General features: G+C 70.5%; 13 protein-coding genes. 10 read left to right on the forward strand and 3 right to left on the reverse strand.

The features are described 5' to 3' along the window. The first annotated feature begins 92 nt into the window (after nt 1-92). The 3 genes from BMG523DRAFT_RS07145 to BMG523DRAFT_RS07155 all read left to right on the forward strand — a co-directional run bounded on the left by BMG523DRAFT_RS07145 (nt 93) and on the right by BMG523DRAFT_RS07155 (nt 2297). The gene (locus BMG523DRAFT_RS07145; RefSeq protein WP_043590718.1) at nt 93-857 is read left to right on the forward strand and encodes a NeuD/PglB/VioB family sugar acetyltransferase; all 765 of its coding nucleotides are present in this window, start codon (nt 93-95) and stop codon (nt 855-857) included. A gap of 71 nt (nt 858-928) precedes the next feature. Beyond that, nucleotides 929-1684, forward strand: coding sequence for a tyrosine-protein phosphatase (locus BMG523DRAFT_RS07150; RefSeq protein ID WP_035731496.1), 756 nt, complete (start codon nt 929-931; stop codon nt 1682-1684). An 85-nt stretch (nt 1685-1769) separates the two neighbouring features. Then, nucleotides 1770-2297, forward strand: a complete 528-nt coding sequence (locus tag BMG523DRAFT_RS07155; RefSeq protein ID WP_011437856.1) for a lytic transglycosylase domain-containing protein — start codon at nt 1770-1772, stop codon at nt 2295-2297. A 50-nt stretch (nt 2298-2347) separates the two neighbouring features. Here BMG523DRAFT_RS07155 and BMG523DRAFT_RS07160 read toward each other — a convergent pair whose 3' ends face one another. Next, nucleotides 2348-2554, reverse strand: a complete 207-nt coding sequence (locus tag BMG523DRAFT_RS07160) for an RNA-binding S4 domain-containing protein (protein WP_173645788.1) — start codon at nt 2552-2554, stop codon at nt 2348-2350. A gap of 279 nt (nt 2555-2833) precedes the next feature. Here BMG523DRAFT_RS07160 and BMG523DRAFT_RS07165 point away from each other — a divergent pair, with 279 nt between their 5' ends. From BMG523DRAFT_RS07165 to BMG523DRAFT_RS07195, 7 genes are all read left to right on the forward strand, one after another. Further along, nucleotides 2834-4417: a CdaR family transcriptional regulator gene (locus tag BMG523DRAFT_RS07165; RefSeq protein WP_043590720.1), complete on the forward strand. Its 1584-nt coding sequence runs from the start codon at nt 2834-2836 to the stop codon at nt 4415-4417. Between the two features lie 216 nt (nt 4418-4633). Beyond that, nucleotides 4634-5665 (forward strand): ACP S-malonyltransferase, encoded by a 1032-nt coding sequence (locus BMG523DRAFT_RS07170; protein ID WP_011437859.1) that lies wholly within the window; start codon nt 4634-4636, stop codon nt 5663-5665. Next, nucleotides 5662-6609 (forward strand): beta-ketoacyl-ACP synthase III, encoded by a 948-nt coding sequence (locus BMG523DRAFT_RS07175; RefSeq protein ID WP_011437860.1) that lies wholly within the window; start codon nt 5662-5664, stop codon nt 6607-6609. Before BMG523DRAFT_RS07170 ends, BMG523DRAFT_RS07175 begins: the two co-directional genes overlap by 4 nt. A 192-nt stretch (nt 6610-6801) precedes the next feature. Further along, nucleotides 6802-7050 carry an acyl carrier protein gene (locus BMG523DRAFT_RS07180; protein WP_011437861.1) on the forward strand — a complete coding sequence of 83 codons (249 nt, stop codon included), beginning with the start codon at nt 6802-6804 and terminating at the stop codon, nt 7048-7050. Then, nucleotides 7047-8273 (forward strand): beta-ketoacyl-ACP synthase II, encoded by a 1227-nt coding sequence (gene fabF / locus BMG523DRAFT_RS07185; RefSeq protein WP_011437862.1) that lies wholly within the window; start codon nt 7047-7049, stop codon nt 8271-8273. The genes BMG523DRAFT_RS07180 and fabF overlap by 4 nt, the downstream gene beginning before the upstream one ends. A gap of 238 nt (nt 8274-8511) precedes the next feature. Then, nucleotides 8512-9921 (forward strand): acyl-CoA carboxylase subunit beta, encoded by a 1410-nt coding sequence (locus BMG523DRAFT_RS07190; protein ID WP_011437863.1) that lies wholly within the window; start codon nt 8512-8514, stop codon nt 9919-9921. A 132-nt stretch (nt 9922-10053) separates the two neighbouring features. Further along, complete coding sequence (locus BMG523DRAFT_RS07195) at nt 10054-11406, forward strand: MFS transporter (protein ID WP_011437864.1); 1353 nt, start codon at nt 10054-10056, stop codon at nt 11404-11406. On the opposite strand, the gene BMG523DRAFT_RS07200 is transcribed toward BMG523DRAFT_RS07195, so the two are convergent. Both BMG523DRAFT_RS07200 and BMG523DRAFT_RS07205 read right to left on the reverse strand, forming a co-directional pair. Next, nucleotides 11366-13849, reverse strand: a complete 2484-nt coding sequence (locus BMG523DRAFT_RS07200; RefSeq protein ID WP_043590722.1) for an AAA family ATPase — start codon at nt 13847-13849, stop codon at nt 11366-11368. The genes BMG523DRAFT_RS07195 and BMG523DRAFT_RS07200 overlap by 41 nt on opposite strands. A gap of 2 nt (nt 13850-13851) precedes the next feature. After that, entirely contained in the window at nt 13852-14571 is a 720-nt protein-coding gene (locus BMG523DRAFT_RS07205; RefSeq protein WP_011437866.1) for a hypothetical protein, read from the reverse strand. Between the last annotated feature and the right edge of the window lie 226 nt (nt 14572-14797).

Below are 14797 nucleotides of genomic sequence, written 5' to 3' on the forward strand. Positions count from 1 at the left end.
ACGAAGAGCGACACCACGCCAGCCAGGATGGCTCATCCAACTACTCTGAGTGTCAGATTGAACTCGCCTAGATCGGGGTCTACGGTCGCCGCGTGCCCGCTCACCTGCGCTCGCTGGTCATCGTGGGCGCGGGAGGGCACGGCCGGGAGCTGCTCGATCTGGTGGAGGCGGTCAACGCGGCCACCGAGGGTCCCCGCTACGACATCCTCGGCTTCGTCGATGACGACCGTGTGGACCCGGATCCACTCGCCCGGCGCGGAGCCGTGCTCCTCGGTGGACTCGACCTACTCGATCGACTTGACGCCGACTACCTGATCGGCTTCGCCGACGCGGCCACCCGGTCCCGCGTCGACCGGTACGCCAGCGCCCGCGGCCGACGACCGGCGACCCTCGTCCACCCCCGGGCCAGCGTCGGAGGTGACGTGAAGCTCGGGCCGGGTACCGTCGTCTGTGCTCTCGCCAGCATCACCACCAACGTCGAAACCGGTCGGCACGTAGTGGTGAACATCGGCGCCAGCGTGGCGCACGACTGCCGCCTGGGTGACTACGTCACGGTCGCGCCGGGGGCCCGGCTCTCCGGTGCGGTGGCCGTCGGCGCGCGGGCGTGGATCGGCGCGCAGGCGAGCATCGTCGGCCTGCGCAGCATCGGCGACGGGGCGGTTGTGGGAGCTGGGTCCGTCGTCACCGACGACATCCGGGCCGCGCAGGTCGTCGCCGGGGTGCCCGCCCGGCCGATCCACGTCGCACCCGAGCACGTCGCACCCGACCAGCCGCAACCCGAGTCGGGTGGGGCACGCACGACGGCGAGGCTCGCCAAACCTCCGCCCAGTCAGCGGGGCGCCCCACCGTGCGGCTGATCCGGCTGCGCCCCTGACCCAGCTGCGTCCAACGGGCCCAGCGGCACCGTCTCGGGCTCTACGATCAGCGTGTGGAGCGATGGTTCAACATGTCGGGTTGCGACAACGCGCGAGATCTGGGTGGGCTGCCCACCCTGGACGGTGCAACCACCCGATGGGGGGTATTCCTGCGCACCGACTCCGTCCAGGCCCTGACAGACGGTGACGTGCTCACGCTGCGGGAGACATTCGGGCTACGCATGGTCATCGACCTACGGGCCAAGGAGGAGGCGGAGCGGGAGGGCCGCGGGCCGCTCGCCTACGAACCGGTCACTTACCACAATCTGTCCTTTCTCCCCGGTGAATGGGTGATGCCGGACGATCCGCGCTACCCTGCCATCGTCAAGGACCGCGACTCAGCCGACCGGATCGAGCACTACCTGGACTACCTGCGCCTGGCCGGGGACTCGGTGGCCAGGGCGCTGCGCCTGCTGGCCCAGCCGACGGCGGGCCCGGCCCTGTTCCACTGCGCGGCGGGAAAGGACCGTACCGGCGTGCTCGCGGCCCTGCTCCTCAGTCTCGTCGGCGTGCACCCCGAGGCGATCGTCGCCGACTACGTCCAGACGAACGAGCGCATCGACCGGGTCAACGCCCGCCTGGCCGACCGACCGTCCTATAACCACTCGGTGACCTTGCTCACCTCGGGCCACCTGGCTTGCCGGCCCGAGGTCATGCGGGGCTTCCTGGCCGGTGTCGACGCCGGTTGGGGCGGTCCCGCGGCCTGGGCTCGGCACGCCGGTCTCACCGAGACCGACCTGCGGTCACTGCGCACGGCCCTGGTTGGATAGCTTCGCGTTGACGAAGGCCCCCGGGACATGGCATGACGACGTGGGCAACGAGACATCCCCGATCCCGGGGACGGACAATGTGCGGATGATCAATGGGGTGCCCGCACGTTCTACCCTGGCCGCGTTCATCGTCATCACCCTGATGAGCGGCTGCGGCGTACTGCGGTACCCCCACGTCGACGTGCCCGACGACCTGGTCCCGGTCTTCCGGTCCGCGGCGGCGACCTACGGTGTCCTGACCGCCGCGCAGCTCGCGGCGCAGGCCCGGGTGGAGAGCAAGTTCGACGCGCAGGCGGTCTCGCGCGCCGGCGCCCGGGGCATCATGCAGTTCCTCCCCACCACCTGGGCCGAGTTCGGGATCGACGGTAACCACGACGGGATCACCGACCCACTCGACCCGCTCGACGCCATCCCGTCCGCGGCCTTCTACGAGGCCCGGCTCGCCCAGGAGGTCGGGTATCTACCCGGTGACCGGGTCTCGCTGATCCTCGCCGCTTACAACGCCGGCCCGGCCGCCGTGCGAACCGCCGGGGGCATCCCCGACTTCCAGGAGACCAGGGCCTACGTGACAAAGGTCCACGACTGGGCGGCCACCTACTCCGACCGGCTCTGATGTCCGGCGACCGGCAGACGCCCGGCGACCGGCAGAGTCGTGGCGATGGCTCACAGGACCCGAAGTGCCTCGCCGGCCACGGCAACCTCGTCCCCCGGCGCGAGCTGCCGGCCCCGCCGGGTCTCGACCTCCCCGTTGACCCGCACCATCCCGCCCGCGAGCAGCTCCTTCACCTCGGATCCGGCCTCGACCACATCCGCGAGCTTGAGGAACTGCCCCAGCCGTATCCCGTCTCCACGAATGCTCACCTCGCGCATACCCGCAGCATCCCGCATCGCCTCCGCTCCCGCCCCACTCCCACTCCCACGCCCACGCCCACGCCTACGACTCCTGCTCCTGCTCCTGCTCCTGTGGCCTTTCCCGCCTCGACACCATCCCCCGTTCGGTGAATTCCACGCCCGGGACCAGGCCCGACCGACCGGGGCATCCCGACCGATCAGGATCGGGCCCCCATCCGCACCACCCGTCGGAGCCACATGACAGGACCGGCAATATGACGGGACCGGCAATACACAGGGGTGCGGGACGGCTGAGGCATGCTGACGGACGTGGCAGCCTCTTCCTCGGATTCCTCCTCGGACACAGTGACTGGGACAGCCCGCCTTGAACCGGGGGCGCCCCCCGTCCCGACACCGGCAGGCGAGATCGAGCCGAGCCCCGAAACCGAGCCGAGCCCCGAAACCGAGCCGAGCCCCGAAACCGGGCCGGTGCCGGAGCAATCCGTCGACTACCCGGAGCCGCGTATCCCCGATCTGGGCAACCCGTGGTCGGCCGGCGGGGCCAGCCCCAGACCCGCCGGCGACCAGGCCCGACCCACATCGACCGGGAGCACATCCGGCGGAGAAAGCACCAGCGAGGTGATCCGCCGGGTGGAACGGTCGAGCGGGATGCTCGCATCCCGGGCGGCGGCCCGGATGGCGGAGGCGCTGCCCTGGTTCCCGGCCATGTCGGCGAGTCACCGCGCCGGAATTCAGCTCGTGGTGCAGGCCGGCATCTCGTCGTTCGTGGAGTGGTGCCGGCGGCCCGAACACGCCCGGGATCTGTCCGAGGACGTCTTCCGGGTCGCCCCGCGGGAACTCGTCCGCGCCGTGACCTTCCGCCGACTCGTCGATCTGGTCCGGGTCGCGGTGGAGGCGATCGAGGCCGAGGTGCCGAACCTGGCCGGCCCGGAGCACGAACAACGGCTGCTCGCCGATGTCCTGCGTTACTCCCGTGACATCGCGTTCGCCGGCGCGGTCGTCTACGCCCGCGCCGCTGAGGAACGCGGTGCCTGGGACGCCCGGCTGGAGGCGCTGGTCGTCGACCACGTGGTCCGGGGCGAGGTCGACCGGGCGCTGCCGTCACGGGCGGCCGCGGTGGGCTGGCGTAACCCGCCGTCCGTCACCGTCATCGTCGGCACGGCCGGGAGCAACTCGCCGGAGGTGGTGGTCGATGAGGTGCACCGGCTCGCCCGCATGGCCCAACTGGAGGTTCTCGCCGGGGTCCACCACGATCGCCTGGTGATGGTGGTCGGCGGGAATTTCACTGCCGGCAGGGACGGCATCGGCCGTCCCGAGATGACCCTCCAGCCGGAGAACAGCGTCGAACCTCCCGCCACCGCGGGTACCCGTCCGGCCGGCGGCACCGCGCCGGTGAACACTGTCCTGGACGCGGCCCGGGCACTGCTTCCCGCCTGCGGGCCGGGCCCGGTGGTGGTCGGCCCGGTGGTCGGTGACCTGACCGGGGCACCGCACGCGGCGCGGGTCGCCCTCGCCGCCACGGACGTGGTCGCCGCCTGGCCAGCCGCACCCCGGCCGGTCATGGCCCGCGCTCTGCTCCCGGAACTCGCCCTCGCGGGGAACGTCGACGCCCGGCGGGCGCTCATCGACGAGGTGTACGCCCCGCTGCGCGACGCCGGTACCCCACTACTGGAGACCACCGGGGCCTATCTCGACTTCGGCTCGTCGCTGGAGGCGACGGCCCGGGCGCTGTATCTCCACACCAACACGGTCCGCTACCGACTCCGTAAGGCCGCCGAGGTGTGCGGGCTGGATCCGGCGGACCACCGCGAACGCTTCATCCTGCATATTGCGCTCGTTCTGGGACGCCTCGACGGTGTGTTACCTACAGGCAAAACATGATCATTCAAGTCGTCCCACGACCCTCTCACCCCCGCGCGAGAATGGTCACATCGAACTACTTTGCAGGTCCGTCATGCCATTCCAGGCCGATGTCGGCGTCGCGCAGTAACGTCCGATCCAAACAGATCGGTTTGTAGGACACCTACAACAGCCGGTCGACACATCGGTGAGTGGCCGCCAGCGACAACCGGTCCTCGTGAGGGGTTAGGTGAACAGGTGCTCGCGATCCTCGCGCCCGGCCAGGGTGCACAGACCCCCGGACAGCTCCGCGCCTGGCGCGGTCTCGAGGGGGCGGAAGAACGGCTGCGCTGGTGGTCCGCCGCAGTCGGGATCGACCTGCTCGAAGCCGGGTGCGAGGCGCCCGCCGAGACGATCCGGGATACGGCGATCGCCCAGCCGTTGATCGTCGCGAGCGGGCTGATCGCGGCCGAACATCTCGGGCTGCCGGTCACCTCCCCGGTCGGACCGGACACCCTGGTGCTGGCCGGTCACAGCGTCGGCGAGATCACCGCCGCGGCCCTCACCGGCACCCTCACTGCCGAGGAGGCCCTCGTCTTGGTGGCCCTGCGGGGACGCGCGATGGCCGAGGCGTCCGCCCGGGTCGAGACCGGCATGACGGCGCTGCTCGGCGGTGATCCCGAGGCGGTGGCCGCCCGGTTGAGTGAACTCGGCCTGACCGCAGCCAACCGCAACGGTGCCGGGCAGATCGTCGCCGCCGGCACCGCCCGCGACCTCGCCCGGCTCGCCGCGGAGCCGCCCGCGGGTGTCCGGCTGCGTCCCCTGTCCGTCGCCGGCGCCTTCCACACCCGGCACATGTCCTGCGCGCGCGACGCGCTGGCCGCGGTCGCGGGTGGCCTCCGGCCCGGGGTACCGCGGGCCGCCGCGCTGTCCAACGCCGACGGGGCGATCGTCACCGACCCGGCCGAGCTGATCAGCCGGCTGGTGGCCCAGGTCGCGGCGCCGGTCCGGTGGGACCTGTGCCTCGCGACGCTGCGCGATCTCGGGGTCGGTGCGGTCATCGAACTCCCCCCGGCCGGCGCTCTCGCCGGGATCGCCCGCCGGGAACTGCCCGGTGTCACGATCCACGCGGTGAAGAGCCCCGACGACCTGCCCGCGGCCCGCGAGCTGGTCGCCGAGTACCTCGGCGCCGAACTCCTGAGCGCGGTCCCGGCAAGCCTGGCGGACCCAACCCCCGGAACTCCACCGGGCTCGACGACGGACGACGCCCTGGTGGGAGCGCAGGCATGACCGAGCTGACCGGTGCCCGCATGCTCGGCCTCGGCGTCTACCGTCCGGCCCGGGTGGTGACCAACGACGAGATCGCCCAACGGGTCGACACCTCCGACGCCTGGATCCAGGCCCGTACCGGCATCGCCAGCCGGCGCATCGCCGACGACGAGGAAACCATCGTCGCGATGGGCGCCGCGGCCGCGGAGAAGGCGCTCGCCGCCGCCGGCCTCACCGCCGACTCGATCGATCTGGTGATCGGGGCGACCTGTACCTCTCCCTCCCAGATCCCGGGTGCCGGTCCGCAGATCGCCCATCGCATCGGGGCCGGCCGGGCCGGGGCGTTCGACATCAACGGCGCCTGCGCCGGTTTCAGCTACGCGGTGTCGACGGCCGCCGACATGGTGCGCGCTGGCACCCTGCGCAACGTGCTCGTGGTGGCCACCGAAAGGCTGTCGGACTACACCGACTGGGACGATCGCAGCACCTGCATCCTGCTCGCCGACGGTGCCGGAGCAGCCGTGATCGGCCCGGCGGAGACCAACGAGATCGGCCCGGCGGTCTGGGGGCACGACGGATCCCGGCCCGAGACGATCCAGGTTCCCGGCTACGGCGACAACTCCTTCCGCATGGAGGGCCAGGCGGTGTTCCGCTGGGCGATCTCCCTGGTCCCGGTCCTCCGCCAGATCTGCGAGCAGGCCGGCGTGGCACCCGAGGACCTCGCGGGTATCGTTCCGCATCAGGCTAACCTGCGGATCGTCGAAGCGTTGGTGACGGGTATCGGCGCCACGAACGCTGCCGTTGCCCGCGATGTGGTCGATGCCGGCAACACCTCCGCCGCAAGCATTCCGCTGGGACTCAGCCGGTTGCTGGAGAGCGGCGAGATCCGCCGGGGAGACCCGGTGCTGCTGTTCGGCTTCGGTGCCGGCCTGACCTACTGCGGGCAGCTCGTGCGCTGCCCCTGACAACCTCGACCAACCCTCGACCAACCCTCGACACCGCACCGCGACCGTCCCGCACCGCACTGCGGCGAGGCGTCCGATGACCATCAGCCCGACCGCGCCCCTGATCCAGGCGCCCACGCTTCCGCGCTGGTACGCGGCAGCCCCGCGCACCACTCGCCACCGACCGACAACATCCCATCAGGAGGAACGATCATGTCCCAAGCTGACATCCTCGCCGGTCTCGCCGTCATCCTCGAAGAGGTCGCCGGTGTCGACCCGGCCGACGTGACGGCCGACAAGACCTTCATCGACGACTTGGACGTGGACTCGCTGTCCATGGTCGAGGTGGTCGTCGCCGCGGAGGAGAAGTTCGGGGTGAAGATCCCGGACGACGACGTGAAGACCCTCAAGACCGTCGGTGACGCGGTCTCCTACATCCAGCGGGCAGGTGTCGCGGCGTGACCACGCCCCCCAGGCAGGTCGTCGTCACCGGCCTCGGGGCTACTACTCCCCTCGGTGGCGATGTCGCCTCGACGTGGGAGGGTCTGCTCTCGGGCCGCTCCGGCGTCCGGCGTCTCACCGAGGGCTGGGTCGAGCAGCTCCCGGTCCATATCGCCGCGCCGCTGGCGGTCGAGCCGCCGCTGGGTCGGGTCGAGGCTCGTACCCTCGACCGCAGCCAGCAGATGGCTCTGACCGCCGCGCGTGAGGCGTGGGCTGACGCGGGCTCACCCGAGGTCGACCAGGAACGCCTCGCCGCGTGTGTGGCCTCGGGGATCGGGGGCGTGCTCACCCTGCTCCACCAGCATGACGTGATCCGGGAGAAGGGCCCCCGGCGGGTATCCCCGCACCTGGTGCCGATGCTCATGCCGAACGGCCCGGCCAGCACCGTGGGCCTGGCGTTCGGCGCGAAGGCGGGGGTGCACGCCCCGGTCAGCGCGTGCGCCTCCGGCTCGGAGGCCATCGCGCTGGCGCTGGACATCATCCGGGCCGGGCGCGCCGACGTCGTGATCGCCGGCGGTACCGAGGCGGCGATCTCGGCGCTGACCATGGCCGGCTTCGCGCAGATGCAGGCGCTGTCCCGCCGCAACGACGCACCCGAGGCCGCCTCCCGTCCGTTCGACAAGGCGCGGGACGGCTTCGTGCTCGGCGAGGGCGCGGCAATCCTCATCCTCGAGGCGGCCGAGCACGCGGCCGCCCGCGGTGCCCGGGTCCACGGCACCCTGGCCGGCGCCGGCATCAGCTCGGACGCCTACCACATCGCCGCGCCGGAGCCGACCGGTGCCGGCGCGGCCCGGGCGATCCGGGCGGCGCTGCGGTCCGGCTCGTTGGAACCCCGTGACGTCGTCCACGTCAACGCCCACGCCACGTCCACCCCCGCCGGTGACGCGGCGGAGGCGCTGGCGTTGCGCAGCGCCTTCGGTGACCACATCGACGAGATCGCGGTGACGTCGACCAAGTCGACCACCGGGCACCTGCTCGGTGCCGCCGGCGCGGTAGAGGCCGTGTTCAGCGTCCTGGCGCTGCGGGAGCACCTGGTTCCCGCGACGCGCAACCTCGACGCTCTCGACGACGAGATCGCGCTCGACGTCGTGCGGATCGACAACCGGACCATCCGCCCGGGCGCCGCGCTGTCGAACTCGTTCGGGTTCGGCGGTCACGACATCTGCCTGGCCTTCACCGCCTGACCGTCGGCAGGCTGGTCGGCTGGTCGGCTGGTCAGACGTCCACCGCCCGCACCACCACCAACCGATGTCACCCGCGGCGGCGCCGGCCACCCCACCGCCGCCGCGGCACCGCCCGCCGTTTCGGCGAGCGTCATGGTCGCCGGACCGAGTGCCCAGCGGAAGCCGGCGCATACCACAGGTGGTCGCGTATCGGCCTCCTGCGAAGCAGTCCGACGCCGCTCAGGCAAGGAGACGCACGGTGAGTCTGTCCACGATCGACCGAGTCGACCCCCGCACACCTCAGGCTCGGCTCGCCCGGTTTTTCGATCCAGACACCCTGTCGCTGTTCGCGGTCGGCGACCCGTCCGGAGTCGTTGCCGGGCAAGGGCTTGTCGGCGGGAACGAGGTTGTCGCCTTCGCGACAGATCCGACGGTACAGGGTGGCGCGATGGGGCGCGACGGCTGTGCCCGCATCGTTCATGCCATCGAGTCCGCCGTCCGGATGAACTGCCCGGTCGTCGGGATTTGGCACTCGGGAGGCGCCCGGCTTCAGGAGGGTGTCGCCTCGCTTGACGGAGTCGGCCGGATCTTCGCCGCCACGGTGCGGGCCTCCGGCCGGATCCCGCAGCTCTCGCTCGTGCTCGGGGCCGCCGCCGGCGGAGCCGCCTACGGGCCGGCCCTGACCGACATCGTCATCATGGGCCCAGGGGCGAAGGTGTTCGTCACCGGCCCGGACGTGGTGCGTTCGGTGACCGGTGAGGAATGCACCGCCGACAGCCTGGGTGGGCCGGACGTGCACTCCAGGCGCAGCGGCGTCGTGCACGTGACCTGCGACTCCGAGGACGAGGCCGTGGAGCGGACCCGGGCGGTCGCGGTGCTGCTGGCCGATCAGCGCGACATCGGCCCCGTCACCGGACGCGAGCTCGGGGAACTGCTGCCCGACAATCCTCGGCGGGCCTACGACGTGCGCCCGCTCGTGAAGGCGGTGCTCGACGACGAGGACGAGGCCGTCGAGCTCCACCCGAGGTGGGCGCCGAACATCGTGACGGTGCTGGGGCGCCTCGGCGGACGTACCATCGGGGTGGTCGCGAACAACCCGCTGCGCCGTGGTGGATGCCTCGACGCGACCTCGGCCGAGAAGGCCTCCCGGTTCGTCCGGATGTGCGACTCCTTCGGTGTTCCGTTGGTCGTGCTCGTTGACGTGCCCGGTTACCTGCCGGGTGTGGGCCAGGAATGGGAAGGCGTGGTCCGGCGGGGAGCGAAGCTGCTCTACGCCTTCTCCGAGTGCACCGTGCCGCGCGTCACCGTCGTGACCCGCAAGGCGTACGGCGGAGCGTACATCGCGATGAACGCCAGCAGCCTGGGCGCGACCGCCGTGTATGCCTGGCCGACCGCCCAGGTCGCCGTCATGGGCGCCGAGGCCGCCGTCGGCATTCTGCACCGCCGCAAGCTCGCCGAGGTCCCGGCCCAGCGCCGCCCCAGCGTCCTGGCGGAGCTGACCGAGGAGCACATCCGCACCGTCGGTGGCATCGACCGCGCCGTGGAACTCGGCGTCGTCGACGCGGTCGTCACCCCCGCCGCCACCCGGGGCGCGGTTGCCTCCGCCCTCGCCGACGCACTGACCCGTTCCCGCCCCGACAAGAACGTGCACGGCAACATCCCCCTGTAACATCCGGATCCCTGTTACCGGATCCCTGTTATCAGAGCCATTCTGTTACGAGAGTCCACCCTGGAGGAAAATGTTTACCTGATGCGAAATAACGATCTGCCGGCCGGCGTTGCCCTCCCTGGAGGTGCACGTATGACCCTGCAGATGGAGAAGGTAGCCGGTTCGGCATCGAAGGCGACAGGTGGCACGTTCGCTGCCCTGCGGGTGCCGAACTTCCGGCTCTTCCTCGGCGGCCAGATCGTTTCACTCTGCGGGACATGGATGCAGACCATCGCCCTCGGCTGGCTGGTCCTCTCGCTCGGCGCCTCCGGCACGGCGCTCGGCCTGGTCACCGCCGCCCAGTTCCTGCCGGTGCTGTTCTTCGGGCCCTACGGCGGTCTGCTCGCCGACCGGACGGACCGGCGCCGCCTGCTGATCTGCACGCAGGTGGGCTCCGGACTCGCCGCGCTGGCACTGGGCATCCTCGACCTCACCGGTACGGCCCAACTCTGGATGGTCGGGGTGGCCGCCGCGCTCATCGGCCTGTGCAACGCCATTGACAACCCGGCCCGGCAGAGCTTCGTCCAGGAGATGGTCGGGCCGGAGCACCTTCCGAACGCGGTCACCCTGAACTCGGTCGCGATAAACGCGGCGCGCATCGTCGGCCCGGCGATCGCCGGCGTCGTCATCGTGCTCGCGGGCACCGCCGGCTGTTTCCTCATCAACGCGGCCTCCTTCGGCGCGGTCCTGTTCGCCCTGCACCGCATGGACATCTCAGCGCTGTATGATCATCCGCCGATACACCGGGCGCCGGGGCAGCTGCGGGCCGGCTTCGCCTACGTGCGCCGCACGCCGGCGCTGCGCGTACCGTTGGTCATGATGGTGATGATCGGCACGCTGTCCTACGAGTTCCAGGTCGTGCTGCCGCTCCTGGCCCGGGAGACCTTCGGGGGCACCGCGGCCACGTACAGCCTGATGACCTCGGCCATGGGGGCGGGCGCGGTCGTCGGCGGCCTGCTGGTCGCCCGCCGCCGCCGGATCGGGCCCCGAGCGCTGAGCCTGACCGCGATGACCTTCGGTGTCATCCTGCTGCTCGCCGCCGCCGCGCCGACGCTGCCACTCGAGATCGCGACGATGGTGCTGCTGGGCGCGACGAGCGTCGCCTTCATCTCGACCGGGAACGCCACGGTCCAGCTCTCGGCCGACCCGGCGATGCGTGGGCGGGTGATGGCGCTGTGGTCGGTCGCGTTCCTCGGCACAACGCCGGTCGGCGGCCCGATCGCCGGCTGGGTCGCCCAGGCCTTCGGCGCGCGCGCCGGGTTGCTCCTGGCCGCGGGTGCGGCCATCGGCGCGGCGTTGTACGCCTTCGGCTCCCTTCGGGCCACGGCCGTGAAAGGCATGGCCGTGAAAGGCATGGCCATGAAGGGCACGGCCATGAAGGGCACGCGCCCGGACCCGGGTCGGCTCAGTCCGATCCGGCCCCGGGTGCCGCCTCGGCGGGGCTGACGGCCGCCCGGCCGAGGTCGGGGAGCGTGTGCAGCTCATGGGTCTGCCCGCGATGAGCCTGGACCGCGTTGGAATGATAGCTCTCGGCGACAGCAAGGAAGTCGGGCTCGTGGTAACGGCGGCCGTCGACGGTGGGGCCCAGGTACCCCTCCATGATGGCCTCCACATCCTCACCAGTGATCGTCTTGTGGGTCTCCAGCGCGTGGGTGAGGGCCAGGATCTCCCGCCGGTTCGCGGCGAGCACCTCCTCGGTACGGGCATAGAGCTCCCGAAGTTTGCCCTCGACCTGCTCGCCGAACGGCCGGTCGGCGTCGATGGAGGCGTTACCCATCTCCTGTTCCAGCATGGACAGGCGCGAGGCCAGGGTCTCCCCCATCGCCGCCGAGGAGATGAAGTTGGCCACGAGCAGGGTCGCGCTGCGCAGGTCGCCGCCGACACCGACGGTATTGTCCCCCTCGAAGAACATTCGTTCGCCGACGAGCGAGGCGAGGGAGACCATCACCTGCACCTCGATCTCGGACTTCCACATGAACATGCGGTCCTCGACCGCGACGTGCGCCACGAACCCGCCGACGCCACCGCGGCGTTCGATGGTGGCGAGGTCGATCACCCGCCCACGCTGCATCCGGTAGGCGACGACGGCGTGGCACGCCTCGTGCAGGGCGATGCTGTGCCGTTCCCGGTCGATGTGCTCGTGGTCGTCGGCGAGGCCGTATTCCTTGATCACCCTGGCCCGGAGCATGTCCTGCCAGGTGATGACCTCCCGGCCGTCCTTCACCGCCTGGACCAGGGCCTCGTTGACGGTGTCCTTGATGGTCGCCCCGGTGGCCTCCGGGCTCATGATGGCCAGCCGGTCGATCTGATCCGGCGTGAGCTCGTGGCGCACCTTCGACAGATAGCCCTCGAAAGTGCGGATCCGCCCCTCCTTGCTGGGATAGCCCACCTTGTACTGCCGGTCGATGCGGCCGGGGCGCAGCAGTGCCTCGTCAAGCGACTGCGGCATGTTCGTCGCCATCATGACGAGGATGCGGTATTTGGGCGGTGGCTTGGGCCGCATGCCCAACGTCCGGCGCACCACCCGGTTGAGGAAGCCCCGCGGCTTCTTCAGGCCGGACATCTCGGTGAGCAGCGCCTGCAGGGTGCCGTCGAAACCGCCGCCGCCCCCGCCCATCACGAACTGCTCACGGGTGATCTCCGCGCGGGCCGCCTCGCTCAGGTAGGACAGGCCGTTGCACAGGTCCCCCGGACCGCCCTCGCCCACCGATCCGGGCCGGCCGGCGAACCGGCGCCCGGCGCCGGTCGGGAACGCACTCGCCGAGACCCGTCCCGCCGGGGCCGCGCTCACCGGGACGAATGCGGGCGACCCGGAACGGGCAAGCCACGACCGGGCACCGGTTCCGGCCCCGCGGCCGAATCCCCCGGCGAGCTGACCCCGGCTCCCCAGCGTGTCGGCCTCGTCAAAGAAGACGATCACCCCGCCATAACGCAGGGAGAGCTTGCGCAGCTTGCGGAACAGCGATTTCACCTTGAGGATGCCGACCCCGATGAACATCGCTTGGAAGGCACCCGGGTCGACGAACACGAAGGGCTTCCCGGTCTCTCCCGCGACCGCCTCGGCGATGAGGGTCTTGCCGGTGCCCGGCGGCCCCCAGAGCAGGATACCGCCGGGAACATGACCACCCCGGCTCTCGATCTCCTCCGGCCGCTCCAGGTAGAAAACGTTCTCCTTCACCCGGCTGACAACGTGGTCCTGCCCCCACACGTCGGCGAAGCGGGTAGTGATGTCCTCGGGGAAGTAGACGTCGACGCCGCCCTTGGACAGGAACCAGAACATCACGACGAACTGGCCAACGACGAGGGCCATGAGCAGGACGATCTGCAGGACCGCCGGGATGGCCTTCCAGACGGCGCCGGGGACGTTCACCATCGCGTCGAAGACCGAGGTATCGGCCAGGCGGGCGTAGACGAACAGGGCGAGCGCGGCCCCGACGATCCACTTCAGCGCACGGCTGACCCGGTACCGGTTCCAGTCGTTGAGCCGCAGCAACCGACGCTCGGCCTGCCCGAAGACCCGATCGGTCCAGAAGACGTAGTAGCCCGACCACCGTTCGCCCAGGAACATGTGGAGCTGGTGCACCAGTTCCACGCCCAGCAGGGCCAGGACCCACCAGCTGTTCCTGGCCTGGATGCGGATCGAGTCGGCCCACGTCATCAACGGGTTGCCGGACACGTCGGCCGCCACGACGAAGACGAAGACCGCCCCGAGCAGGAGCAGGAACTTCACCCGGTCCCAGAAGGCGAGGGGACGGCGGCGTGGCTTGCCGGCGGTCGCGCTCGCCGGCTTCGCATCCGTGCCACCGGGGTCGGGACCAGCCAGACCGGCGGCATTCGGCTTCGGGTCCCCGCCGTCGGCGGTCCCACCTGCCTGGTCTCTCACGCCCATGACTACTGACCTCGGTCCGTCGGCTCGATCGTGAAGGACTTGGCGACATCGCCGATCTGCTGACCATGCGTGGCGTAACACAGCGACGAACACGCGAGGATCAGCTGGTAGAGCACTCGCTGCCCGTTGTCGAGCAGGCTCGTCTGGTCAATGGTGACCAGCCCGGCCTGGGTCTGCACCTGGTAAACGAGGTGCACCCCGTGCACACCATCCTTCTTGTGCACAACCTCGTCCGCGAGTAGCAGGAAGTTCGGCGTCAGCCGCGCACCGTAGGGGTTCTGCCGCACGGCCTGCTCCTGCGCGGCCACCGCGTCGTCGACGGAGAGGACGAAGTTGCGCAGATCGTTGGTGGAGACCGCGTTGGCCTCCTCCGGGAGCAGGTGGCGAACCTGGACGAACCCCTTCGGCTGCGTTGCGTCCGGCACGAGGAGCCGGGTGTTGTCGAACCGCTGGGCCGCGTCGATGCCGACGACCCATTCCCGCGACATGAGACCGCGCAGCATCTCGGGGCTGACATTGCGGGCGTCGATCCCGAAAAGCGCAGGTCCGGGCATCTCCTGGTGATTCCACCCGGTCGGGACACGCACAAACGCGCCGTCCTTCTTGTTGGTTACGTATTCGTAACTCGGCGAGCCGCAGGCAGCGGCGGCGAGGAACACCGAGACGATTACGCTGAGCAGCAGCAGGGTGCCAGGGGCGGACTTTCGGCGCGGACGTGTCATCCGACGTCGAGCCTCCACGGCGAACCTCCAGCTTCGCGAGGTTGAACACATGGTGCGGCGCCGGGCCATGGTCCTTTGCTTTCCTTCGAAAAGTGTGACTCAGGACGGGGTCGACCTACGCAACCTTCGCCAAAAAGAGAGGAAGTACATACCCTCCGCTGTCGGATGCTCCGGGTGCCCGACGCCACTCCGGCACGCCGAACCCCGATTCGGTGACCGCAGGAGT

The sequence above is a fragment of the Frankia sp. BMG5.23 genome (assembly GCF_000685765.2).
Taxonomy (GTDB): domain Bacteria; phylum Actinomycetota; class Actinomycetes; order Frankiales; family Frankiaceae; genus Frankia; species Frankia casuarinae.

Coding starts and splice junctions, on each gene's coding strand:
- BMG523DRAFT_RS07155 (WP_011437856.1), top strand. CDS start 1,770: ATGATCAATGGGGTGCCCGCACGTTCTACCCTGGCCGCGTTCATCGTC.
- BMG523DRAFT_RS07160 (WP_173645788.1), bottom strand. CDS start 2,554: ATGCGCGAGGTGAGCATTCGTGGAGACGGGATACGGCTGGGGCAGTTC.
- BMG523DRAFT_RS07165 (WP_043590720.1), top strand. CDS start 2,834: ATGCTGACGGACGTGGCAGCCTCTTCCTCGGATTCCTCCTCGGACACA.
- BMG523DRAFT_RS07175 (WP_011437860.1), top strand. CDS start 5,662: ATGACCGAGCTGACCGGTGCCCGCATGCTCGGCCTCGGCGTCTACCGT.
- BMG523DRAFT_RS07180 (WP_011437861.1), top strand. CDS start 6,802: ATGTCCCAAGCTGACATCCTCGCCGGTCTCGCCGTCATCCTCGAAGAG.
- BMG523DRAFT_RS07195 (WP_011437864.1), top strand. CDS start 10,054: ATGACCCTGCAGATGGAGAAGGTAGCCGGTTCGGCATCGAAGGCGACA.
- BMG523DRAFT_RS07200 (WP_043590722.1), bottom strand. CDS start 13,849: ATGGGCGTGAGAGACCAGGCAGGTGGGACCGCCGACGGCGGGGACCCG.
- BMG523DRAFT_RS07205 (WP_011437866.1), bottom strand. CDS start 14,571: ATGACACGTCCGCGCCGAAAGTCCGCCCCTGGCACCCTGCTGCTGCTC.